This is a genomic window from Psychrobacter sp. KFRI-CH2-11 (genome assembly GCF_038239325.1).
GTDB lineage: Bacteria > Pseudomonadota > Gammaproteobacteria > Pseudomonadales > Moraxellaceae > Psychrobacter > Psychrobacter celer.
Genome location: NZ_CP151283.1, coordinates 1,649,758 through 1,674,188, shown reverse-complemented (window position 1 = coordinate 1,674,188; position 24,431 = coordinate 1,649,758). Strand labels below are relative to the sequence as shown.

15 protein-coding genes and 1 pseudogene are annotated in these 24,431 nt (G+C 46.2%); 8 read left to right on the top strand and 8 right to left on the bottom strand.

All coding sequences use genetic code 11. The features are described 5' to 3' along the window. Window positions 1-33 precede the first annotated feature (33 nt). The 6 genes from AADH33_RS06920 (at window position 34) to AADH33_RS06895 (ending at window position 9,704) form a co-directional block, all read left to right on the top strand. Window positions 34-573 carry a redoxin domain-containing protein gene (locus AADH33_RS06920; protein WP_100749620.1) on the top strand — a complete coding sequence of 180 codons (540 nt, stop codon included), beginning with the start codon at window positions 34-36 and terminating at the stop codon, window positions 571-573. 231 nt (window positions 574-804) lie between these two features. Next, on the top strand, window positions 805-3,363 hold the full coding sequence (gene uvrA, locus AADH33_RS06915) for an excinuclease ABC subunit UvrA (RefSeq protein ID WP_348548404.1): 2,559 nt from the start codon (window positions 805-807) through the stop codon (window positions 3,361-3,363). 58 nt (window positions 3,364-3,421) lie between these two features. Beyond that, entirely contained in the window at window positions 3,422-4,165 is a 744-nt protein-coding gene (locus AADH33_RS06910) for a M90 family metallopeptidase (protein WP_348548403.1), read from the top strand. 370 nt (window positions 4,166-4,535) lie between these two features. After that, window positions 4,536-6,320: a caprolactamase subunit beta gene (locus tag AADH33_RS06905; RefSeq protein WP_348548402.1), complete on the top strand. Its 1,785-nt coding sequence runs from the start codon at window positions 4,536-4,538 to the stop codon at window positions 6,318-6,320. 46 nt (window positions 6,321-6,366) lie between these two features. Beyond that, entirely contained in the window at window positions 6,367-8,448 is a 2,082-nt protein-coding gene (locus tag AADH33_RS06900) for a caprolactamase subunit alpha (protein ID WP_348548401.1), read from the top strand. 185 nt (window positions 8,449-8,633) lie between these two features. Next, window positions 8,634-9,704 (top strand): AraC family transcriptional regulator, encoded by a 1,071-nt coding sequence (locus tag AADH33_RS06895; RefSeq protein WP_348548400.1) that lies wholly within the window; start codon window positions 8,634-8,636, stop codon window positions 9,702-9,704. 157 nt (window positions 9,705-9,861) lie between these two features. On the opposite strand, the gene AADH33_RS06890 is transcribed toward AADH33_RS06895, so the two are convergent. Continuing rightward, window positions 9,862-10,518 (bottom strand): hypothetical protein, encoded by a 657-nt coding sequence (locus AADH33_RS06890; RefSeq protein WP_348548399.1) that lies wholly within the window; start codon window positions 10,516-10,518, stop codon window positions 9,862-9,864. Window positions 10,519-10,672: 154 nt separating this feature from the next. Between AADH33_RS06890 and AADH33_RS06885 the strand changes: the two genes are divergently transcribed. After that, window positions 10,673-11,173 carry a hypothetical protein gene (locus AADH33_RS06885; RefSeq protein ID WP_348548398.1) on the top strand — a complete coding sequence of 167 codons (501 nt, stop codon included), beginning with the start codon at window positions 10,673-10,675 and terminating at the stop codon, window positions 11,171-11,173. 500 nt (window positions 11,174-11,673) lie between these two features. On the opposite strand, the gene AADH33_RS06880 is transcribed toward AADH33_RS06885, so the two are convergent. The 7 genes and pseudogenes from AADH33_RS06880 to AADH33_RS06850 all read right to left on the bottom strand — a co-directional run bounded on the left by AADH33_RS06880 (window position 11,674) and on the right by AADH33_RS06850 (window position 22,683). Beyond that, window positions 11,674-13,977, bottom strand: coding sequence for a TonB-dependent receptor (locus AADH33_RS06880; protein ID WP_348548397.1), 2,304 nt, complete (start codon window positions 13,975-13,977; stop codon window positions 11,674-11,676). A gap of 312 nt (window positions 13,978-14,289) precedes the next feature. After that, complete coding sequence (locus tag AADH33_RS06875) at window positions 14,290-15,264, bottom strand: siderophore ABC transporter substrate-binding protein (RefSeq protein WP_348548396.1); 975 nt, start codon at window positions 15,262-15,264, stop codon at window positions 14,290-14,292. Next, entirely contained in the window at window positions 15,261-16,037 is a 777-nt protein-coding gene (locus tag AADH33_RS06870) for an iron ABC transporter ATP-binding protein (protein ID WP_348548395.1), read from the bottom strand. Before AADH33_RS06870 ends, AADH33_RS06875 begins: the two co-directional genes overlap by 4 nt. Further along, on the bottom strand, window positions 16,034-16,984 hold the full coding sequence (locus AADH33_RS06865) for an iron chelate uptake ABC transporter family permease subunit (RefSeq protein ID WP_348548394.1): 951 nt from the start codon (window positions 16,982-16,984) through the stop codon (window positions 16,034-16,036). The genes AADH33_RS06870 and AADH33_RS06865 overlap by 4 nt, the downstream gene beginning before the upstream one ends. Continuing rightward, window positions 16,981-17,922 carry an ABC transporter permease gene (locus AADH33_RS06860; RefSeq protein ID WP_348548393.1) on the bottom strand — a complete coding sequence of 314 codons (942 nt, stop codon included), beginning with the start codon at window positions 17,920-17,922 and terminating at the stop codon, window positions 16,981-16,983. Before AADH33_RS06860 ends, AADH33_RS06865 begins: the two co-directional genes overlap by 4 nt. 347 nt (window positions 17,923-18,269) lie before the next feature. Continuing rightward, window positions 18,270-19,607, bottom strand: coding sequence for a putative histamine N-monooxygenase (gene basC, locus AADH33_RS06855; RefSeq protein ID WP_348548392.1), 1,338 nt, complete (start codon window positions 19,605-19,607; stop codon window positions 18,270-18,272). Window positions 19,608-19,711: 104 nt separating this feature from the next. Further along, window positions 19,712-22,683: pseudogene (locus AADH33_RS06850) on the bottom strand (condensation domain-containing protein). Between the two features lie 89 nt (window positions 22,684-22,772). On the opposite strand from AADH33_RS06850, the gene AADH33_RS06845 reads away from it, so the two are divergent. Beyond that, window positions 22,773-24,416, top strand: coding sequence for a (2,3-dihydroxybenzoyl)adenylate synthase (locus tag AADH33_RS06845; RefSeq protein ID WP_348548391.1), 1,644 nt, complete (start codon window positions 22,773-22,775; stop codon window positions 24,414-24,416). Window positions 24,417-24,431: the final 15 nt, after the last annotated feature.

The window sequence follows — 24,431 nt, the reverse complement described above, 5'->3', positions numbered from 1 at the left end:
GTCACAATAACGAGAATATACAAGGATAAAATTATGCAAGCAGCTTACAATCAAAAACTACTTTCTGGCACCAAGTTTCCTGAGATACAGGTACAGCTGTATAACGGCGAGATGCAGTCATTGGGGAAACCAGCCCATGGCCATGATTGGAAACTGGTCGTCATTTATCGCGGTCAGCATTGTCCGATGTGTACCAAATACCTCAACGAGCTTGAGAGCAGAAAAGCGTCTTTTTATAAGACAGGTGTCGATATCATTGCGGTATCTGGCGACAGTAAAGAACAGCTAGAAAGCCATTTTGACGATATAGATATCGATTTTCCGATCGCTTATGGTTTGAGTGTTGAGCAAATGAAAACGCTGGGGCTTTATATCTCTGACCCGCGCTCAGAAAACGAAACCGATCATCCGTTTGCTGAGCCTGGTATCTACGTGGTCAATGACAAAGGGGATATCCAAGTCGTGGACATCTCAAACAATCCTTTTGTAAGACCCGATCTTGAAACACTTGCAGAAGGTTTGGCGTTTATCAGAGACAAAGATTATCCTATTCGTGGTACTCATGATTATTAATAGTGATTAATAATTACGCGTCATAAGTTATAAACGTATTGACCAGTCAATAAATAGCGCGCTAAAGATGTCTTTAGTGCGCTATTTTTATACTCTTTTAAGTATCAAGTTATCGTTTTGTCTCTCTATACTATGAATACGTAAGCCTAGCTCTAGCCTACAGCCAAGGTGTGTTAACCTCTTGTGAATCAAGTCTTATAATAATAATGAGTTAAGAGGAAAGACTGCGGTATGGCCAAGTACAATAACACAATCTCGCGCGACCTTTATAGCCCTCCCAATCATCAGCGAAACAAGCAACCAAACAGCCACGTTCAAGTCCGAGGCGCACGTGTGCATAATCTAAAAAACGTCGACGTTGATTTGCCACGTGATGCGCTGGTGGTATTCACGGGTATATCAGGCTCAGGCAAGTCATCGCTGGCGTTTGGGACTTTGTTCGCCGAATCACAGCGCCGTTATCTGGATTCGGTGTCGCCGTATGCAAGGCGTCTGATCGATCAAGTGGACGAGCCAGATGTCGATGCCATACAAGGCCTGCCACCCGCAGTCGCCTTACAGCAGCAGCGAGGCACGCCCTCTGTACGCTCCTCCGTTGGTAGTGTCACGACCATATCGAACGGCCTGCGGATGTTGTACTCACGAGCTGGCGAGTACCCGGCAGATCAAGAGATGCTCTACGCCGATGCATTCTCGCCCAATACCCCAGAGGGGGCGTGCCCGATGTGTTCGGGTATTGGCCGAGTGTTTGATGTAACCGAAGAGTTGATGGTACCTGATGGTAGCAAGTCCATTCGTGAGCGGGCGATTGCATCGTGGCCCGGTGCTTGGCAAGGACAAAACCTAAGCCGGATCTTAACCACGCTTGGCTATGATATCGATACGCCGTGGCACAAATTGCCCAAAAAGTCTCGCGACTGGATTTTGTTTACTGATGAGACGCCAACACTCCCCGTCTATCCTGAATACAACCTTGAGCAAACGCGTGCTGCGATTGAAAAAGGTGAAAAGCCCAACTATATGGGCACGTATATCAGCGCAAAAAACTTTATTTTAAATGCCTTTACCACCACGCAAAGTCCACGGGTCAAAAAGCGCGTCTCGCAGTTTATGCAAATCTCTGTATGCCCAGAGTGCCACGGTAAAAAGCTCAAAAAAGAATCGCTATCGGTGACGTTTGCAGGGCTGGATATCGGCGAGCTGTCACAGCTTACCTTAACCGATTTGACGCTCGCGCTGGAAAAAACAGCGCATGCAAAAATCGAAGATGACACCCCCAACCGCGAAAAAGCCATCGTCGCACAGCGGATCGCTAGCGATATATTAGCGCGTGTTGAGGCACTAACGAGACTGGGCTTGGGTTACTTGTCGCTTGAGCGCACCACGCCGACATTATCGCCAGGGGAGTTGCAGCGGCTTAGATTAGCCACACAGATTCGCTCGCAGCTGTTTGGTGTGGTGTATGTGCTTGATGAGCCATCCGCAGGCTTGCATCCTGCCGACACGCAAGCACTGCTGGGCGCATTGGATGAGCTGATAGCCGCTGGCAACTCAGTGTTTGTCGTCGAGCATGATGTGAGCGTTATTCGTCATGCCGATTGGGTGGTCGATGTCGGGCCTAAGGCGGGCACGCATGGCGGCGAGATTGTCTATAGCGGCCCGGTAGAGGGTTTGCGTCAGGTTGCTGCATCAACAACCGCACAATATCTCTTTACCGATAAAGAGACGGCGCACAAAAAACCGCTTAGAAAACCTAGCGCTTGGCTACAGCTTGCTGATATAGAGCGCAATAATATCCAAGGGTTAAGTATTGCGTTTCCGCTAGGGGTGATGACCTGTGTCACTGGCGTATCGGGATCAGGCAAATCGAGCTTGGTCAGTCAGGCGCTAGTCGAGCTGGTTAATGAAGCCTTAGGGAAAGAAGTGGTTACCCAAGCCGCAACTGATGAAGCGGATTTGTTAGAGCAGGAGTTTGAGACGGTCACTAAAGGCCAAATTATTTCTGGCATGGACAAGGTCAGTCGCCTTATTGATATCAATCAAAAAGCCATTGGTCGTACGCCGCGCTCAAACCTTGCCACCTATACAGGGCTGTTTGATGATGTCCGTAAATTATTTGCGGCAACGGCGGAGGCCAAAGCATGCGGTTATGATGCGGGACGTTTTTCCTTTAACACACCAAAGGGTCGCTGCTCCAACTGTGAAGGCCTAGGGTTTGTCAGTGTCGAGCTGTTGTTTTTGCCGAGTGTTTATGCGCCTTGCCAAGTCTGTCACGGTCAGCGCTATGATAATGACACGTTGGCGATTACTTACCGAGATAAAAACATCGCTGAAGTGCTGGATCTCACGGTAGAAGCCGCTTATGCGTTTTTTGATGGAGAAGCCTCGATATTACGTGCTTTAGATGCTCTCTTGCAAGTTGGTCTTGGCTACTTGCGTCTGGGGCAGCCAGCGACTGAACTGTCGGGCGGCGAGGCGCAGCGTATCAAACTTGCCACCGAGCTACAACGTACCCAGCGTGGCGATACGCTTTATATCCTTGATGAGCCGACCACTGGCCTACATCCTGCCGATGTGTCGATGCTGATGGCGCAATTGGACGCGCTCGTCGAGGCAGGCAATACCGTCATTATGGTTGAACACGATATGCAAGTGGCCAGCAATAGCGACTGGATTATCGATATTGGCCCAGGGGCAGGGGATGCAGGCGGGCAAGTCGTTGCTCAAGGTATACCTGAGGATGTGGCAACATCAAAGACCAGCCAAACTGCACCGTTTTTATTGATATAGCGTTAATTGGCGCAGTATTATCATCATTGCATATCGTTTAACGTTAAGGAAAATCAATATGTTCGAGATAATAAAAGACTGGCGTGAGCAGCGCATACTAGACAACAGTGAATTTACCACGGCTGACTGGAGCCAAGCTGCCAAGCGTATTGTGATACTTGATAGACTAAATGAGGACGAAAGGAGCCGTCTGTTTGAGCTGGCGACGTTATTCTTAGATGAAAAGTCGATTACAGGTGCGCAGGGCTTTGAGATTACCGATAAAGTCAGGCTGTCTATTGCCTTGCAAGCTTGCCTACCGATTTTGAACCTAGGGCTGGAATGGTACAAAGGCTGGTCGTCTATTATCATCTATCCTGGTTCATACAAAAGCCAGGCTAAAACGGTCGATGAGTTCGGTATTGTTCATGAAGGCAGTCAACATCGAAGCGGCGAGGCGTGGCAGCGTGGGCCTGTGATACTGTCATGGAAGGATGCCAAACACTCAGGCGAGCGCGATGGTCACAACGTCGTCATTCATGAGTTCGTACACAAGCTCGATATGTTAAATGGTCGCGCCAATGGCTTTCCGCCCATGCAGCCTGATATGGATCCGACGCGCTGGACTGAGATTATGAGCCGTGATTTTGAAGATTTTCAAAAACATCGCAAGTCAGGACTGGATCGCTATGGCGCGACCAATCCCGCGGAGTTTTTTGCGGTGCTTAGCGAAGTGTTTTTTGAGACCCCGCAAAAGCTGATAGACGCTTATCCTGATATTTATGACATTATGGTGAAGTTTTTTCAGCAAACGCCGCTGTAGTATTTATGGCAAAACCGTAAGTCATAGGTGTACTCATCCTATCAATATAAACAGCAAAACACGCATAAAAAAGCCATATATCGTAGGTGATATATGGCTTTTTTATGCGTGAAATACCTCTCAAATTTTAATGACTCGATAAGATAAAACATGCCTTGGATGATGTTTTTGACAATAAATGTGCACTCACAGTCAAAAACCCTGCACTGTCAGCCAATCTATTTGCTAAAAACCCCGCTATAGTAAAAAAGCTTAGTCATTAGGATAGATGACAGCCAGACAAAGAATGAGGGTTTTTCAGTGTTATAGGCCACATTGGCCGTGCACAGCCGTTCATATCTTTTATTACTTATCAGACAGGGAGTCTCACATGAGCAACGCTCACACTTCAATTGATCCTATTACCTTATCCGTCGTACGTGGTGCCTTAGAAACGGCACAGCGTGAGATGACAACCACCTTAGAAAAAACCGCCCGCTCTAGTGTCTTTAACCTAGCTCACGATTACAGCAATGCGTTGTTTGATCATCTGCCTGAGATGATTTTGCAGGGGCAGGATATTCCTATCCATCTAGGCTCACTCATGCCAGCCATGAAAGCCGTTGCCGAATATTATGGTGATGACATCCACGAAGGCGATGTCATTTATCACAACGATCCAGTGATGATGGGCAGTCATATCCTAGATTGCTGTATGTACAAGCCTGTCTTCTATAAGGGCGAGTTGGTGTTTTGGACGGTGTGCAAAGGTCACGTCACGGATATCGGCGGCCCAGTGCCTGCAGGCTACAACCCAGATGCTAAAGAAATCTATGCTGAAGGCTTACGTATCCCGCCCATCAAAATCTGGGAGAAGGGCGTCAAACGTCATGATGTCATCAATTTAATTCACAGCAATATGCGCTCTCGCCGCAACCAAGAAGGCGATCTCAATGCCCAGTTTGGCGCTTGTGCGGTCGGTGAGCGTAACATGATTGCGCTGCTAGACAAGTATGGCGTAGAGACCGTACGCGCGGCGATTGAAGAGCTAAAAAATATGGCGGATACCCATATGCGCTCATTGATCTCATCTATCCCAGATGGTCAGTATCATGGCGAGGCGGTGCTAGAGGACTCCGGGCATGGTCTGGGCGACTTGACCATCAGCGCCGATATTGAGATTACAGACAGCGACGTGCATATCAAGATTACCAGTCCACCGCAAGTGCCTTACTTTATTAACTCTTATGCGGGCAACTCGATGTCTGGTGTGCTGCTGGGGCTGATGATGTTTGCGCAAGTAGATCCGCCGTACAACGAAGGGTTGTATCGCTGTGTCACGGTGGACTTGGGCGAGCATGGCACCCTGTGTAATGCCAAAGAGCCAGCCCCACATGTCAACTGTACCACCACGCCGATGGAAACCTTGACCGATGCCGTACGTATGGCATTTGAAGATGCTGCCCCAGATCGGGTGATTGCTTCTTGGGGTCATGCTTCTGGCATCAATATCTCAGGTATCGACCCAAAAACGGGCGAGCAGTATGTGACCATGATTTTAGCTTCGATCATCTCTGGTGCTGGCGCGACTCAGCAGATGGACGGCTGGCATGCTTGCGGCCCCTTATGCTGCTTTGGTGCGCTAAGCTCTGGTGATATCGAGCTGCTCGAGTATCAATATCCTATCTTGATTCATAAATATGGGCTGGCAGAAGACAGTGGCGGCGCTGGTGAGTATCGCGGCGGCTGCGGTACGGTATGGGAAGTTGAGCCATTGGGTCATGAGATGACGGTAGTCGCCTTTGGTGAAGGCCGTGAGCATCCAACGATGGGGGCCGCTGGTGCGGAGCAAATCTCACCCGAGCTTAAATTAGGACGCTTAGAGATTATCCATAAAGAAGGAGTCACTGACCTATATAAGCAAAATACCGTGACTGAGATTCAGCCTGGTGATCGGGCGCGTAATACCAATCCTGGTGGTGGCGGCTACGGTAGCTCATTTGCACGCTCGATACCCGCAGTATTAAAAGATGTAGAAGAAAGAATCATATCAGTAGCAGCGGCTAAGACTGAGTACGGGGTGGTTATTGACCCACAAACGCTGACAGTTCATGAAGCAGAGACGGACGCTTTACGTCGTCATTTGCAGCGCCAGCAGTTGAAGCTAACAGCATAAAATTATAAACCACCTAATATTAAATAACTTGAGTTAAGGATAACTGATGAAAAATGATTTTCGAATTGGCGTTGATGCTGGCGGGACATTCACTGACTTTGTACTGGCCGAAAAAACAGGCGATGTACATTTATTTAAGGCACCATCCACTCCAGAAGATGGCACCTTAGCCATCGCCAATGGCTTACAGCAAATAGCCGACCAGTTTGACCGTCCTATTGAGGATATTATCCAAGCCTGCGATCTATGTATCAACGGTACCACTGTGGCGCTCAACGCCTTGATTCAGATGAAGGGGGTAAAAGTCGGGCTGTTATGCACCGCAGGCCACGAAGACAGTATCGAGATTCGCTTAGGGCATAAAGAAGAAGGGCATCGCTATGATGCCAGTTACCCGCCAGCACCACAAATCGCTACCCGTGATCGTCGCTTTCCCATTCGCGGCCGTATCTTAGCGGATGGTACTGAACACGAACCACTAAATGAGCAAGACGTCCTCGATGCGATCAAAGTATTGAAGGAAAAAGACGTCAAGGCAGTAGCCATCTCTTTTGTTTGGTCTATTCGCAATACCCAGCATGAGCAGCGCGCAAAGCAGCTGATCGAGCAGCATATGCCTGGGGTCTTCGTTTGCTGTGGTAGCGATGTCTATCCGCAGATCAAAGAATACACCCGTACTTCAACGACGCTGGTCAATGCTTATCTAAGCCCCGTCATGGCCTCTTATGTCCATAAGATTGATGATTATTTTAAAGCACTCGGGGCAGAGCAGCCCGTTCGTTATTTTCAATCCAATGGCGGGCTAGCAGTCGGTAGCATCATGCGAGAGCGGGCAGTCAATGCCATCAACTCAGGGCCAGCGTCAGCGCCGCAAGCAGGTCTGTATATCGCCAGTCCTTTTGGTATTGATGACATCATCACCGTCGATATGGGCGGGACCTCTTTTGATATCACCATGGCAAAGTCAGGCCGCACCAGCCTCAACCGTGATATAGACTTTTTACGTAATCGCATTGGCGTGCCTATGATTCATGTAGAGACCTTGGGCGCAGGCGGCGGCTCTATCGGCCATGTCAATACCTTTGGTATGCTCGAGGTCGGCCCGCAAAGTGCAGGCGCAACCCCTGGGCCGGCGTGTTATGGCAAAGGCGGGGAGCAGCCCACGGTGACCGATGCCAATTTGGTATTGGGTTATCTGCAGCCCAATGCAGTGTTGGGCGGTAGTGTGACCTTGGATAAAGACAAAGCGGTGCAAGCGGTACAGACCCACATCGCTGATCCACTGAAGATTGATCTGGCGCATGCCGCCTTTGGTATCAGTGCCATCGTCAACCAAAACATGTCCAATGCCATTCGCCGTATTACCATTGAAAAAGGCTATGATCCTCGTGACTTTGCCCTTATCTGTGCAGGCGGCGCAGGTGGTATGCATATTATTGCGCTTGCCGAAGAGATGGGTATTGGTACCATCTTAATTCCTAAGATTGCGTCTTGCCTGTGCGCCTTTGGTCAGATTATCTCCGATATCAAGTATAACTACTTGGCGACGCAGATGATGATTTTAGCGCCAGAGGCCGATCTGCAAGATCTCAATGCAAAACTACAAGAGCTCGAAGAGCAGGGCGTGCAAAAGCTACTAGAAGATGGCTTTACCGATGAAGACATCTCTATCGAACGTACCATGGAGATGCGCTACGTCGGTCAGGTGCATGAATGTAATGTGCTGATACCCAACGGCAAGCTCGATGCTGAAAGCGTAAATACTATCTTAGAGTCATTTCATCAGCGTCACAAGGAGCTGTATACCTATGATGAGCGTGATAGTAAAGTCGAGCTGGTGAATATCGAAGTGGCGGTGATTGGTAAAATCAGTAAGCCAAAGCTGCCCACGCTTGCGCCTCAGCAGGGGGATATTAGCCAAGCTCAGATTGACAGTCGTGAGATGTTATTTGATCAGTCTTATGACTGGATCGATACGCCTATCTATGATGGTGAGCAGTTCGGAGCTGGCGCAGTGGTCACTGGCCCTGCGCTTATTCAAGAGCCGACCACCACCGTGGTCATCAAGGATGGCTGGCAAGCCCAGCTGCATGAAACTGGTACCTATAAACTCACCCGTGCTGCATAAAACATAAGGCTAACTTTCTTTTAACTTTCTTTTAGTATTTTTTAACATTAGTAAAGGCATCAAGTACTGAACAGGGTTCAAGACTTGATGCCTTTTTGGCTTTATTTATAATAAAAAATATGATCCTTCGTTATTAGCTGCTAGGATGGCAGTACAGTTGTATACTAAATATTGAGTGTTCAAGGATGAATGCAAACCGTAAACCAGATAGTCTCTCATGCTGGCATGAGCAAACCGACCCAGTCTCATCGCATCTGAATCCTCTTGCAAGCACGCTTGATGCCGATATAGCGCCTTCTTTGTTGCCCATACTCTCTACGTCAGTAAATAGCACCTTGCAAGCGCAGACGAGCCTAAATGCCTTTGACTGGAAGCGCACCATTAATGACACCTATTTTGATCTAAACGTAAGCTTTCGACAGCCCAATAAGTTTTTGGGATTTTTGCAGCATGCTAAGCTGCTCGATATCGGCGTCTCGCATTATCATGCCAATACCGTACACTATGATCGTGGTGCTCAAAGTGCTGATTACGATGACAGTATTTTAATCACGTTTCCGCTGACAGGCGATGTGCGCTTTATTCAAAAAAATCGCTCACTGAGCGCTAAACCAGGCCAGTTTTTTATTGAGCTGTCCAACTTACCTTATGAGTTTTATCATCTGCATGAAGTGTCATTGTATGTGATCAAGGTCCCGTTAACCTTACTGTCGGCACAAATACCTACTATAGAGCGGCAGTTTGCCCGCAGCTTGTCTATCGATGAAGGTGCAGGCAGGCTACTGGTGTTTCAGATGAAGCAAATTTTGACGCTGATTCATCATCAAAAGCTGGCTGATTTGGAGATAAAGATACTAGAGCAGCAGCTACTAAACCTGATTGTCTTGACATTAAGCGCACCCAAAGAGGTGATGATGAGTGAGATGTCAGCGATACAGTCTGTGCATCTCAAACGTATCGAGCATTATGTGAATTTAAATTTAGCAAACCCTGATTTGAGCCCAAAAACTGTCGCTGCAGCTTGTCATATTTCTATTAGATACCTGCACAAACTCTTTGCCAGACTGCCTTATAGCTTTTCGGAGTGGGTCAAGATGCTGCGCTTAAAGCAGGCCAATCATATTTTGAAGTCAAAGAGCCATGTCACCATTGAAGAAGTCGCTCATAGGGTCGGCTATGGCGACCAAAGTTACTTTTCTCGCATTTATAAACAGTATTTTGGTTATCCGCCTCGAGATACGCCCAACACGGGATAACAAGGTATTGTCAATTGCACTGCATCTGTTCTAAAGCGAGTCAACTATACCAGTTTTAAAAATATCTACAAATGTGAATATATAGCAAAAAAGGGCAGGGCGTCATGATTGAGCATCAGCATCCTGCTGTTTTAGCCACTATTTGCTTATAAATGCATTAAATCGTCCACTGGTCAGTGATAACAGCTACCAGATAACGCTTACCTTGATACTCATCAAACACCAAGCGCAATGCCCGCCAGTCTAAACCGCTGTATTCATCACTACCGTCATAGTAAAACTCAACGACATCAGAATTTTGATATATATCTTTTAAGTTGTTGATACTGTTACCACTTTTTTGAAACTCGTTGACGCTAAGGGTAGCATCATTGAAGGTTTTGGCTTTTACCCAAGTGTCTAAGTATTCTGGTAGCGGTATGATTAATGGCTCACTAGTACCGTCACGTTCACCCCAAGTAAAGCGAATCTTTGAGTCTTGTAAATATTGTGCATACTGTTCACGGCTAAAGACTTTATCTGATTCTGGCTGCACATAGGCATACATGGAGAAACGCACACCACGAGTTGGATGAATGTCCTTGGTGATTCTGGCATAGTCGTTATTGGCAAGTGCGCGCTGGATACGTAACGCTTGCTGTCTGAGCGTTTGTTGGCTCATGTCCGTGGTTACGGAGGTGTTGGTGGATTGCGCCGATGCATTTATAGTGGACTCAGCTGAGGATTGACAGCCTGTTGCTGCCAATACAAAGGCGAACATACCACTTGTCATTATCGAAAAATAAGGGGGCTTTAACGCTGCAAATAGGGTCATATTATGTCCTTATGATAGCCGTTACTGGGAGTACGCAAAGCGACAATCGTTAATCATCTCAACCTGAATGATACGATAAGACAGCACAGTCCTCATATGAGTGTGATGTAATGGTTAATATCTATTTGTGTAAAAAAATAGGGTAAATTGACCCATGCAGATTACTAAATCATTGATACCCATACTGATATCGCTCGCGGCAGGATTTGCGACATTTGCTCATGCAGCAAGTAATGTTACAAAGAGTCATACAACAACAGGCGTGCAGACATATAACGCGCAAAAACTACAAACCATTCGCCATATGTATGAGCAAGACATTCGTAATGAAGGAATGGATAACCCAGTCGTCCTGCAACAATATGCCAATACAGCGCTGCAAAACGCCATGCAGTTAGAACAAACATATTTTGAGACGGCGCAAATGTCTTGTCATGTGGGCTACGATGTATTATGGAACTCACAAGATCCTGATTATCAGCAAGACAAGCAGTTTGCCACCACTGATAAAGGCCTGGTTAAAGTCAGCTTGGCGCAAGGCGGCGATGTCTATTATGATTTGACTTGCGATAATAAAAATTGCCAAGTGGCAGACGTGATATTAAATGATCAAGGAAAATCACTGCGTGAGCACTTGCTAAAAGCCTGCCGTTAGTTTGATAAAAGTATGGTAATGGATTGGTGACGGATTGATGATTTTCTGGGAACATCGACAGAAAGTAACGTAAGTAAGATCGTCGAATCAGTATGTATAAAAAGCTTATCGGTAACTTATTAAAAGCATTGGTTTGTTTTCGCATAATGTATATTATGTTAAACTAAGGCTACCTGATATTAACTTCATAAAACTATAATTTTATAAAGTTAGGTTTGCGGTGCTAAATGACTATTGAATCTTTGCAGTCTCGTGGTTTGTAGCGGCATAATACCTACACATCAGTTAGATGAATCTTGACTTCATAGGTTAAAAAACCCTGCATGCTATAGTCAGTTCAATATCATTTCGATACAAGGAAACCGAGTGCAAGCGATACATTAGTATGCTTAGCGAGGATGACGATGTAGCGGATTTATATAGACTTGGCTATATTACTTATATAGCACGCAGGGCTGAGTCTTCAGCAGTTATACAATGTCGAAAACCCTTGGCTCAAATCAAAAATCCATCGTTGCTGAAAGCATAAATGTACGCGGCTCACCTAAAGCAAGATCATTATAATATGCCGTTGTCCAATAGGCTTTATTCATCACGTTATCGATGCGTGCTCGAATGGTGAGAGGTGTTTGATTAACAGAAGTGATATAACGTGCGCCAAGATCGTATGTGGTGTGACCTGGTAACGACTGTACATTATCATTTTCAAGGTATTGTTTAGACACAGCATTTGCATTCGCTGTTAGCGTTAAATTTTCTATAAAAGGCAAATCCCACTCTGCCCCAATTTTCGAGTACCACTTTGGCACACCTGCGGCTTGATTGCCTTCATTAACACCATCATTTGTTTTAGTTAACTTCGCATCAATATAGGTAACACCACCCATCAAGCGTACACTTTCAGCAGGCGAGCCAAAGAACCCCCACTCTACACCTCGATTACGCTGTTCACCAGCATAAGAGAAAACATTAGTATCTGTGTCGGTATAACTATTGGGTTTTTCAATTTCGTAGAGACTAAGGGTATGAGCGAACTCGCCAAGATCCATTTTTATCCCTATTTCTTTTTGTTTGGTTTTATAAGGAGCAAATATTTCACCTGAGTTTTCTGCACTTGTTGGTGCTGTAGCGCCTTCACTCAGCCCTTCTATATAGTTCGCATACAAAGAAGTTTGATCCGTCATATTTATAAGAAATGCCACTGACGGCGTTATAGCGCTTTCATCATGCTTAGTACCTGAGGATAAGATGCCTCCCGTTTGTTCTGTTTCTAGCTGCTGATACCGAGCACCTAAGGTGAGTTGGTATTTATCCTGATCAAACGATAAAGTATCTGCAATTCCGTAACTAGTTAAACTTGTGTCAGTCGTCAATAACAGCGGCACGTCAAAACTTAGGCTAGGAGTTTCCCATACTGGATTATAAATATTAGTGTCATATGTATAAGTGGCGTCAAAGTACTTAGCATTTAAATTGTACTCTTCATTGTAACGGGTAATATTCGCCGCAAGCTGATGCTCAATAGCTCCTGTCGAAAAATTGCTGTTCAGCCCTACTTCCATAGAGACTCTTTCCTTATCATCAGCAACGTATCCAATCGTTGTATTCATATCTCCGTCAGAATTATACACCTGCGCTTTTGCTGCACTGAGTCCTTTAAATTCCATTTTATTAGCACCTAAGGCGGTATAGACAGTCGTTTGATCAGTCACATCAAACTCACCGCGCGTGATTGCACCTTTTGTTTTAGTATCATAAAAAGCCCAGCTTGGGTTCAATAACGTATCTGGATCTGGTGCACTAGGAATATCAACTCCTGATGCTACCGTGATACCTCGAGTCGGCCCATCGACATGTTCTGTCGTAGCATAAAGGTCAGCTGAAATTCGTGTACGTTCGCCTTTCCAGTCTAATGCAATAGAGCCCACTTTAGCCTCTTTATCTTGGTCATTAACCGCACTTTCACCCTCTCTATAAGCCCCATTTACCCGAACACCAAACTGCTTATCTTCACCGAATCGGCGACCGATATCCAGGCTCCCACCAAGCTGTGAGTCTGATATGTACTTAGTTGTCAATCGAGTGAGTGGTTCATCACCTGCTCGCTTAGTCACTAGATTCACAGAGCCTCCTACGGAGCCGTTAGGTGACATGCCATTAAGCATCGCTGATGGACCTTTAAGCACTTCAACACGCTCAAACATCTCAGGTGAGCTACGATAGTAAGGTGCCATACCAGTCAATCCATTGACGGTCACATCATTACTACTCGAAGCAAAACCACGAATATAATAACTTTCAAGATTTTCTCCACCTGCACCACTGGTATGAACAGCGGGATCCATTGCAGCAATAATCTCACTGATATCTGCGGCTTGCTGATCCTCAATAAATTTGTCAGTATAACTAATGGCACTAAACGGTGTTTCTAAAAAGTCTTTGTTTCCCAAAAATCCCATATTATTGGTGTATGTCACCTGCCCGCCAGCATAGTTAGAGTTCTCCTCAACGTCAGCTTCAACCGTGATTGCTGGTAGTGTGACCGTTGGTAGGTCTTGATCCGCTTCTGTGCTCTGGTTTTGTGCCGTAATGGTCATATCAGTGGCTTGTGTACTACTGACTGGCGTACCGTTGGTCTGGGCATAAGCGGCGGGCATGTCCAAAAATACAGTACCAGCAGCTGCCCCACATAAAAGTGCCAGTTTTGCTGAGACAAAATAATTGAGAACAAAAAATGGTTTGTGCTCTGTGAAAGATTGCTTGACGTTGGGGTGTTGGCTTGAATGTTGTTGAAGTTGAGACATAGCGATATCCTGTCGTTTTGATAAACAAATAAGTATTAAGTTAATAAAAGATAATGATAATAAAAATACAAATGATAACTATTTACATAACGAAGCTAAAAAATAACTTATTTTAGCTTCGATTGAGCAACTTGCCTGCCTTTCTTGGCAATACTAATTATCTGATATAGTCAATCCACTATAAAAGCGTTACAGCGTTAACCTCGCTTGAAGTATGACATATACATCTGCACTCAGTTGCCTTGTACCACTCTTAAATTAGATCAACGATAGTATCCGTGATGTATTGATGTCTTTAAGAGATTGCTGTCTTTAAGAGGTCGTCTGATAACCCTTTAAGACATCATCCATCATGATGTTCAACGAGGTCGGACTGGCTGCAGTGATATACCATGCATCGGCATCAACAAACACAACGTGGCCGTTTTTCCATGCTTTGGTTTGACGCAGTAACGGATTGCTCACGTCATCAGGGCTGATGGTCGCGCGATGCTCCATAACCGCAGTACGGTCGACGATATAGATGATGTCAGGATCTGCTTGCTGTATAAACTCACTAGAAATAGGCTGACCGTGCAGGCTGGTATCGTCAAGTGTGCTTGCTGGATTGACACCTAAGTCATTAAAGATAAAACCATAGCGAGAATGCACGCCAAAATTACTAAAAGCCCCATTGTTATGCAGTACCACCAGCGCTTTTTCTGGGCGATTTTTTGTTACTGCTTGTACGTCTTGCACTCTTGCTTCTAGCTGCGCGACCTGCTCTTTTGCCAAAGCTTCTTTATCAAAAATCTTGCCCAAGGCTAATAAGTGATTTTCAACATTTTCGACATGATGCGCCTGACTGTCATTAAAGCTCACATCGAAGTGTAGCGTTGGTGCAATCTCAGACAGCTCTTGATAGTTTGCTGCATGTAGCGGAGTCATCAAAATAAGGTCAGGATGTAGCGCATATATGCGTTCCATATTGGGCTGAACAATGGCGCCCAGATCCTCTATATCCGCATTTTGTTTGTATTGAGCCAAAAAATGTGGCACGTAGTCTTTGACCATACCTGCAATCGGTACACCAAGCTGGTCTAGAAAGTCAGCTTCGTTCATATCGAGCACAGCAACCCGCTGCGGACGATGATCGAGCACGGTCGTACCAAGTTCATGCTCGATGGTGATGGGCGTCTTTAGCGTCTGCGACGCTGCAGGCTCGTGAGATGTTTTTTCACAGCCTTGTAGAGGCATAGATGCCATGATGGCAAGCATCCACACCCAACCTTGTTTTCTTACATTCATATACTCACTCCTGATAAATTAAAGTAATTGCACAAACAACCACGCTCACTACAAATAATCTCAAACTCAAGATCATACAACTCGCTTAAGTTGCTTTCTGTCACCACCTGCTCAGATGAGCCACTAAAACTCAGTGTCCCATTTTTTAATGCTACGATATGATCTGAATAATTGGCCGCAAAATTGATATCGTGAATCACCAAAATAACTGTCCTACCCTGTTCATCACATAAACGCCGTAGCGCTTGCATAATGCGTACCGCATGCTTCATATCCAAATTATTCAAAGGCTCATCCAGTAACAACACATCCGTCTGCTGAGCGATGGTCATTGCCAAAAAAGCCATCTGCCGTTGACCACCACTCAATTCATCCAAATAAGCATGGCGCAAGGGCGCTAACGCCAAAAACTCAATCGCCTCATCAATGATACGATGGTCTTCTGCCGTCAATACGCCGCGGCTATAGGGAAAGCGCCCAAACGAAATCAGCTCCTCCACCGTTAAGCGCAGATTGAACCCGGGCGACTGACGCAGAGTGGCGACGTGATGAGCGTACTCAGAGGTGCGAATATCACTAATGTTACGACCTTCCAATAAAACCTCACCGCCACTTGGTTCTAACAGTCTGGCCATCACCATCAATAGCGTGGATTTTCCAGCCCCATTAGGGCCAATCAAAGAGGTCACTCCGCCTTTAGGAAAAGCCAAACTGATCTGAGAGAGCACACTTTTGTTGCCATAGCTTTTATACACATTGTTAATCGTAATCATGTAAACCCTCTAGTACGAACCGTCAGCGCTAGAAAATAAATCCCACCCACAAGGTTGACAAGAATACTGACGCTGGTTTTGTAATTAAAGACATGCTCAACAAAAATCTGAGCTACTAAAAAGATAGCAATCGTAATGGCGCAGGCCATTGGTAACGTGACCTTATGACGGTTACTACCTGCAAGCACATACGCGATATTGGCAACAAACACCCCCATAAATACCGTCGGGCCAATCAAGCTTGTGGATACTGCCACCAAAATAGCAATGAGTGCTAAATATCGTTTAACATACTTGGTATGACTCACCCCAAGGGACTGTGCCTGCTCACGACCCAAAGCCAGTACATCTAATATGGGCAAGGTTTTGCGACCAACCCACAGCGCGGTTGTAACCGCAAGCACTCCATAAAACAACGTCTCAGGCTGAGAGCGATTGAATGAGGTATAACTCAAACCCTGAAAAACAGAAAACTCGCCCGGGCTGATACGCAATTGAATAAACTGAGTCACCGTGCCAATGACCATGGTCAGTACCAAGCCAAATAACAGCAAGGTGTAAACATCGTTTTTACAGCGTGGAAACAGCCAGTGGTGCAGTGCCCACGAATACGCCAGCATCAACGCGATAGAGACTATAAAGTTGCCGCTCACCCCCAAAAACAATAGCCCTTGTGTGCCCATCAAAAAGAGCAATAGCACTTGAAACAATAGATAAACCGCTTCGTATCCCATGATCGAAGGCGCTAAAATCCGATTGCCCACAATCGTCTGAAAAATGATGGCTGAAAAAGCCAAGCAAACACTACCCAAAATAATGGTGACCAAGCGAATCAAGCGCTTAGGAATCAAATAATCAAAATCCAAACCTGAACCAATGAATAAAAAGATAAGCGCCAAAACGATAATCAATACAAACATCGTCCGAAACTTTGTGGTTACCGTCATCTGACACCCCTCATAATCAGCATGAGGAAAACCACGCCACCAAGCCCGCCTGCCGTAAGACCAATAGGCACCTCAAAAGGATAAATCACCAGCCTGCCAAACACATCACACAGCAGCAGCAGACATGCACCGCCTAGCGCCACAATGGGCAGCGTTCGCGACAGGTTTTCTCCATACTTTAGTGCCACCAAATTGGGTACGACCAACCCCACAAAAGGTATCGCTCCGATGGTGATGACTGACGCGGCGACGGTCACTGACACCAGTATGAGACCCAAAGCGGCAGTAGTGACATAACTTAGCCCCAAACTGGCCGCCATCTCCTCACCCATACCGACCACCGTAAAGCGATGCGCGTAGACATAAGCGAGAATGATAATGGGCAAGATAATATAAATCAGCTCATAGTGACCTTGAACCACCCGCGAAAAGTCCCCCAATAACCAGCCTTGCATACTTTGCAAAATATTGTGTTGGTAGGCATAAAACTCAGCGATGGCGCTGAGCACACTGCCATACATCAAGCCAAGCACAGGAATCAGCACAGAACGCTTAAGCTGAATGCGACTGATGATATAAATAAAAATCAGACTCGCAGCAAAACAAAAGCCCAGCGCAAACATCATCTTACTGCCCGTACTCGCATTAGGAATCATCGTCAGTGACACTAAAATACCAAGTTTGGCGGCATCCATTCCCCCTGACGTTGCAGGCTCAACAAATTTGTTACGCACGATATGCTGCAAAATAACGCCACTGACTGACAGCCCTACCCCTGTCAGTATCAGCGCAATCAGCCGTGGTATACGACTGGCCGTGAGCGTCAGCCATGCGTCCGTAGAAAAAGAAAATAATTCCGACCACATTATCTGTTTGGTGCCAATCATAAGAGAGGCCAGACATAACGTGGCAAATAAAACCGATAACCTAAATATCATGAAAAATCTGCTGCGCTTGAGAATAGAGTTTCACTCATAAGCATCAGTGGTAACAAAGCGGTATTAGTGATGCGCCAAACGACAGCTATTGTCATCAACGACAAAAAATATCGCTGTAAATATAGCCATACTTAGCAGATGTTTGGCACCGTCTAACAAAATTCAGCTGCTTTAACAAACCTTATCGACATTATCAAACCGATATGGACATGCCCCACTATACTTATAATAAAAAACAGAAAAAAAAGGCTGTGCTTACCGTCAGTAAGACAGAAGCCCCCATTGATTCACCACCAAACACGTCAGTGGTTCACTTCTTTACCCTGATCAACATGCTTTAAGCCTTATTACCGATCTAAGAGCGCATCTTCAGGAATACCATACGTTTGAAAAGCCGTGCCGCTAGCAATGCGATACACCTCGCAACCCAATAACTGATTGATAATCACTGCATTTCGATTGGCACCAATACCCAAGTCTGGAGAACCGATCCCTTGTTGGAATATTTCTGAATTTTGTATAAATATTCGTCCCAAACCTGCATCACACCTAAGCGCCGTAAAATCTTCTTGCACTATAAAATCATCATTACTGTCCGTTGCCAGTACCGACCCTTTTAATTGCGTCAACCATTGTGGCCAGTCATGCACATAACCGACAGCCGCAATCACGGCGTCTGTCTCTAGGCTAAAGCGCTGCGCTAGCTGCGTGTGCAAACACTTGATCTCAAGCGCCCCTGATTGGATATTTTTTGCAATAGATTCTACTTCGCAGTTGGGATGTAGAGATAAGCCCGTAGGCTTGCCACCGATGGAACGCTCATACAGCAGATCATATATATCGGCGATGGTTGAGCAGCTGATTCCTTTATATAACAGTCCTTGATTCCCTGCGATGTCACGGCGTTTTTCTCGAGACAGGCTTTGGAAATACTGCATATAAGCGGGTGTAAAGCACTCTTGGCCAAGCTTTGAGGACTCCATAGGATGAAAGCCTGCTGAGCGGCTGATCCAGCGAATGCCCGCTCCTGCGGCAACTTGAGTCGGCGTCAATGATCTTAGCAGTGCCAATACACACTCAGCCGCACTTTGTCCTGAGCCAACAACGGTCACTTTTTGACATTGCGCTAAGGCTTGTTGTAAGGAAGCAAACTCCGCCGCATGCTTGACCAAAGGATGGTTACTTTCGGCCAGCCATTTGGGTATATTCGGTCTTGTACCAATACCAATGGCCAGATTGGTGCTGCGATACTGTTTTTTTTCTCCTGATGCTAATGTACTGTCGATGACAAAGTGATCTTGCTTAGCATCATAAGTGACATCGTCAACATGCTCACCAAAATGGCAGCTGGGTAACTGCGTGGCGGCCCAGCGGCAATAGTGATTATATTCAACGCGCGGTATTAAAAAGTGCTCATAGTAATAAAACTGGTATAAGCGGTCATGCTGATGCAAATAGTTTAAATAGCTCAGCGTGTGGCATGGGTCTGCCATCGTGACAAGGTCGGCAAAAAAAGGGACTTGCAGCGTCGCACCAGACAAAAGCAGTCCTTTATGCCACTGAAACTCGTGCTTACGCTCTAAAAATCTCGCCTGAATAGTGCGATGCTCCGAGAGCAATGCCGCCAAGCCCAAATTAAAGGGTCCAATACCAATACCAATAATGTCGGCAATTTTTTTATTCATTGTGCATAAGCCCTTAATGTCAAACGGTTCCAGTATTCAATAGTGCTGATTTGTATTATGTCATTGCAGCAGCATGTCTCTTTTGCAGCGCTTTGTTGCGCGGGCTACCCAGTCTTTAAGAGCCGCTTCACCTCAGTCACATCGCGGCAATGCAGTAGCTGCGCTGGCGAGAGCTGCACTGCATAAGCGTCATAAAGGCGCTTTGAGATGGTTTTGAGGTGCTGAGGACGTAGACCAATGGTCATAAAATTCATGGTTTTATCGATAGGGGTATCACTCATCTGACCGATGGTGTCCAAATAAATATCAAATAAGGCTTGCTGGCAAAACGTGGTAGTCACATCAGCGCTTTGCTCGGTAGCGACAGGCAGATATGGCGATACATCAAAGTGCAAGGCTTGTGAGGCGACAATTTGATGTATTGCGGTATCGATAGCCTGCAACAAGCAGTCAATGGTCTTGGTGGCAATAGCTTTGGGCACATGGTCGATATCAAACACGAGCGCGCCATCACACTGGGTGGTAAAGCGAATATCAATCGCTACCTGCGGCGTTTGGGTTAATCCACACTCTAAACTCATTGGCGTATCTGCTGTAAGAACCGGCCAAGACAAACCATTGGTAATTACGATAGGTAACACAGGCGCGGCATTGAGTTTTTCAAAGAGCAATCGCGCCAAGTCTACTCCTGAGAATGACAAATGCTGTAAGCCTTCGAGCACATCGACTTGTAACTTTGAGGCTTGCTGAACGAAGTTTTCTGTACCACCTGCCCACTCAACCGCCATAAAGGTGGAGTTATTGACCAGCGTACCTGTATATAAGGGTAAAACGGGCACCGCAACCACGATGGATTGCTGTACCTGCAATTGTGTCTGCACTTGTGAGAGCAGCTCTAGAATGAGTGCCATAATCACAGAGTTTTTAAACAGCCCTTGTTTTGCCCCAATTTTCCCCAATTGCCGAAACGTATCTGCGGGTACGACCAAACTACGGCGCACAAAATGGGCAGCGCCCAGCTCATTTAATGGTTTGATCCATGGCAATGCAGGCACATTGGTAACGGCAGACAGCTTTTGTACCCAGTAGGTCATGTCCACTGCACGTGTCGCCGCTTTAGATTCAGCTTTAGCAGGCGTGTCTGTTGTCACAGTAGGAATCGTCATACATGTGGTTGTGGCGTACGGCGCTGCAAACAGCTCAAGCATTAAAGACGCGATCGCACGGCCATCAAGAATGAGCGCATCAAAGCGTATAAAGAGGCGCAAAAAGCCATCTGTTAAATGAAAGGCCGTGATGTTCCAAGGTGCGCCCTGCAAATCAAACATTTGGTGTGTATACGTCTCTCGATAAGACTGTAGATAGATAGTGGCCTCTTTGGCTGAGAGGTGGTGCAAATCAATCTCTTGTAGATTGATACAGCTATCATTGCTCACATACTGAGTCAGTGTGGTCACATTGATATGAGTGCGTAGACCCTCATGCCGCTTAACAATATCCGTCAAGCGCTGCTTGAGCACAGTCATATCCATACGACCATAGTATTCACGGAACTCCTGCATGGCAACGCCGCCAAGCGGCAACTGCGTCGTACGACCAAGTAGATAGGCTTCTTGTATCGCGGACAATGGCTGCTCGTCAGTCATTATGGTTTTGTGATCGGCTGGCTGCTCAGGTTGATAAATAATGCCTTTGGGCAGTTGATTAAACATCATATCCAGAACAGCAGGATTTTGACCGACTTCTCTCAGTAAGCCGATAAATGAGTGAAACAGCGCAGTGACCCATGCCAGTGGTAATGTGTCTAGACGTATGTCCCAATTCACCAGTACACCATTCTCCACCCGTACCACCTGAGCATCCAAGGCAACCTGCGGACCTTGAGATGTTGTCCATGTCATTTCACCAAAAGCTTGTTTGACACTTTCAGAAAACAGCACCCCTTGTGGTAAATCCAAAGCGGCAGTAAACACCACAGGCGTCTGCTGGGCAGCACCATGATAGCGAGATAAATCTCTCATGATATTGACACCCGCATAATGGGTATGGTCTAGCAGTTCAATCATTTGATCAGCCACATCTTGACAAAGCGTACCCAAGGTTTTGGCTGCCGCTGTGTCTATATTGACAATGACAAAATTAGAAAAATCGCCAATACACTGGTCAATATTCTCTACCACAGGCGCGCGCCAAAAGGTTGGAACATTGAGCCTAAAGAAAGTATCTTGGGTGGCCTGACACAAGGCAAAAGCAAACAAACCAAGCATCATGCTAGAAAAAGTGATTTTTCGCTGACGTGCCAGCTGCCGTAACGCTTGGTATTCTACGCTTGTCAGCTGCTCACTGAGACAATGACTCTGCGCCGTTTTTGCTGCGTTATTACTCACTGGCAATGAGGGCATTGGGGCGATATCTGTAAGACGCGCCCGCCACCATGCTTTGTCTCTATGATGGCGCTGCTTGATGCTTGCATCTGCTTGCATGGCCTCATACCAATCAAAAAAGCAGGCAACAGGCGTAGCAGTGGTGACTATACCTTGATAACACGCCGCCAACTCCTCTATCAACTGACAAAAGCTGGAGGGATCGACCGCGATCATATCTGTGTCAATGTGCAAACGAAAGTTTGATTGATTGAGCAGACTGATGGAGTACCTTGCCGTTTGACCACTAGTCAAATCCAGCTGCTGGTGTGTCCATTGCTCGCGTTTATCTTGCAAATACTGTATTTGCTTTTGGGGAGTCAGCACGCTTAAATCATTAATTTCAAGCAGGGTTTTTGGTGCAGATGCGGCAATAGTAGCAATACCATCTAAGCTGAGACGCATTCTCAAGATAGAGTGCTTCAAATGCATATGCTGCAAGGCCGACTCTAGCTTTTGTAAATCAATTGATTGCCCTTCAAATTCCACATAAAGATGGGCGGCCACCCCGCCTAAAAACTCAGATTCGCTGATACGACCAAACCAGCAGGCTGCTTGCATGGGAGTTAAATCACTCATGATGTGCTTACTCAGTTGACAAAATAATATATATGAGGCACTGTATCACAAATGATAATCATTAGCATTAACATTTACAAACAATAATTGATGATTTTTGTTTTATTGCCCTGATATTTTTTTTCACTATGACGTAGCACCGTTTCGCTAAGGTTTTGACAATATGATTAAACCGCTTATTAAATTTTATCCTTGGCCAAAAAACAGAGCGCAGCATTATATAACCCAAGGCTATTGGATCAATGAACCACTGACACATATCCTGTCTCAGCGCTGTGCCAGCGACCCTACAGCGACGGCGCTGATCTGCGGTGATCGTCAGCTCAGCTATCAAGCGTTAGATGACTTATCTACCCATCTAGCCCATCGCATCAGCGCTCAAGGTATTGGCAAAGGAGACACCGCCTTGGTGCAGCTGCCCAACACGGCTGAATTTTATATTGTTTTTTTTGCGCTATTAAAAATAGGTGTCGTTCCCTTAAATGCGCTTTATTCCCATCGGCAGCATGAGCTACGTAGCTTTTGTCAGCAAATTAAACCACAGTTACTTATCGTGTCAGCGACTCACGAGGTGTTTAAAGACGATGACTTTATTAATGAGCTTCATGCTACTGATCTGAGCCCGCAGCTTGTCTTAACCCTGAATGACGCTGCAAATACGGCAAGTAAATACAGACTGGAGACATGGATAGCAGCCAGCGATATGGTTGATGCTGACGATGCGCATCCTGTGCTCTACTCGCCTACCCCCGCCGATGAGGTGGCTTTTTTTCAGTTGTCCGGCGGTAGTACGGGCACGCCCAAGCTAATCCCGCGTACACACAACGACTATTACTATAGTGTCAGAGCGAGTGCTGATATTTGCAGACTGGATACTGATACGCGGCTGCTTTGCGCGCTACCGGCACCGCACAATTTTATGATGAGCTCTCCTGGCGCGCTTGGCGTGCTGTATGCAGGAGGCACAGTCGTTATGGCACCTGATCCTGAGCCCTTAAAATGCTTTTCAATCATTGCGCGTTATGGGGTCACTATGGCGTCACTAGTACCAAGTGCGGTCGTGGCGTGGATAGAGCAAGCGCCCAAACATGCAGCACAGCTGAAAACCTTGCAGCTGATACAGGTCGGCGGGGCAAATTTCTCTGAGACGCTCGCACGAAAAGTGCCTATAGTATTTGGCTGTGCTTTACAGCAGGTTTTTGGTATGGCTGAGGGACTGGTGAATTACACTCGCTTGGATGATGCTGATGAGCAAATATTCACTAGCCAAGGGCGACCGATAAGTCCAGATGATGAGGTGATAATTGTTGATGAGCAAGGCAATCCTGTCCCAGAGGGTGAGGTGGGCATGCTGACCACCCGCGGGCCTTACACTTTTTGCGGATATTACCAAAGCCCTGAGCACAATGCCAACGCATTTGATAAGAATGGCTACTATGCCTCTGGCGATTTGGTACAGCGCACCCCTGAGGGCAATTTGCGCGTTGTGGGGCGCGTCAAAGACCAGATCAATCGTGGCGGGGAAAAGATCGCTTCTGAGGAAATTGAAAACCTCATTCTTGCGCATCCTGATGTGTTAAACGCCGCGCTCATCGCCATCACCGACCCGCGACTTGGTGAAAAAAGCTGCCTCTACATCATCTCTCGTGACCCTAATATCAAAGCATCAACGCTACGGCGTTATTTACTAAACACAGGTATTGCTCAGTACAAAATCCCTGATCGTTTCAAGTTTATTGAGTCTATGCCCTTAACCGCCGTGGGCAAAACCGACAAAAAAGCCCTGCGTACTCTTCAATTACTTTAATGATTTTATGACCAT

What these genes read in the sequence shown, in the direction of transcription:
- AADH33_RS06875 (WP_348548396.1), bottom strand. Translation starts at nt 15,264, where the DNA reads ATGAATGTAAGAAAACAAGGTTGGGTGTGGATGCTTGCCATCATGGCA.
- AADH33_RS06885 (WP_348548398.1), top strand. Translation starts at nt 10,673, where the DNA reads ATGCAGATTACTAAATCATTGATACCCATACTGATATCGCTCGCGGCA.
- AADH33_RS06865 (WP_348548394.1), bottom strand. Translation starts at nt 16,984, where the DNA reads ATGACGGTAACCACAAAGTTTCGGACGATGTTTGTATTGATTATCGTT.
- AADH33_RS06890 (WP_348548399.1), bottom strand. Translation starts at nt 10,518, where the DNA reads ATGACCCTATTTGCAGCGTTAAAGCCCCCTTATTTTTCGATAATGACA.
- AADH33_RS06900 (WP_348548401.1), top strand. Translation starts at nt 6,367, where the DNA reads ATGAAAAATGATTTTCGAATTGGCGTTGATGCTGGCGGGACATTCACT.
- AADH33_RS06880 (WP_348548397.1), bottom strand. Translation starts at nt 13,977, where the DNA reads ATGTCTCAACTTCAACAACATTCAAGCCAACACCCCAACGTCAAGCAA.
- AADH33_RS06845 (WP_348548391.1), top strand. Translation starts at nt 22,773, where the DNA reads ATGATTAAACCGCTTATTAAATTTTATCCTTGGCCAAAAAACAGAGCG.
- AADH33_RS06905 (WP_348548402.1), top strand. Translation starts at nt 4,536, where the DNA reads ATGAGCAACGCTCACACTTCAATTGATCCTATTACCTTATCCGTCGTA.
- uvrA (WP_348548404.1), top strand. Translation starts at nt 805, where the DNA reads ATGGCCAAGTACAATAACACAATCTCGCGCGACCTTTATAGCCCTCCC.
- AADH33_RS06920 (WP_100749620.1), top strand. Translation starts at nt 34, where the DNA reads ATGCAAGCAGCTTACAATCAAAAACTACTTTCTGGCACCAAGTTTCCT.
- AADH33_RS06895 (WP_348548400.1), top strand. Translation starts at nt 8,634, where the DNA reads ATGAATGCAAACCGTAAACCAGATAGTCTCTCATGCTGGCATGAGCAA.
- AADH33_RS06910 (WP_348548403.1), top strand. Translation starts at nt 3,422, where the DNA reads ATGTTCGAGATAATAAAAGACTGGCGTGAGCAGCGCATACTAGACAAC.
- AADH33_RS06870 (WP_348548395.1), bottom strand. Translation starts at nt 16,037, where the DNA reads ATGATTACGATTAACAATGTGTATAAAAGCTATGGCAACAAAAGTGTG.
- AADH33_RS06860 (WP_348548393.1), bottom strand. Translation starts at nt 17,922, where the DNA reads ATGATATTTAGGTTATCGGTTTTATTTGCCACGTTATGTCTGGCCTCT.
- basC (WP_348548392.1), bottom strand. Translation starts at nt 19,607, where the DNA reads ATGAATAAAAAAATTGCCGACATTATTGGTATTGGTATTGGACCCTTT.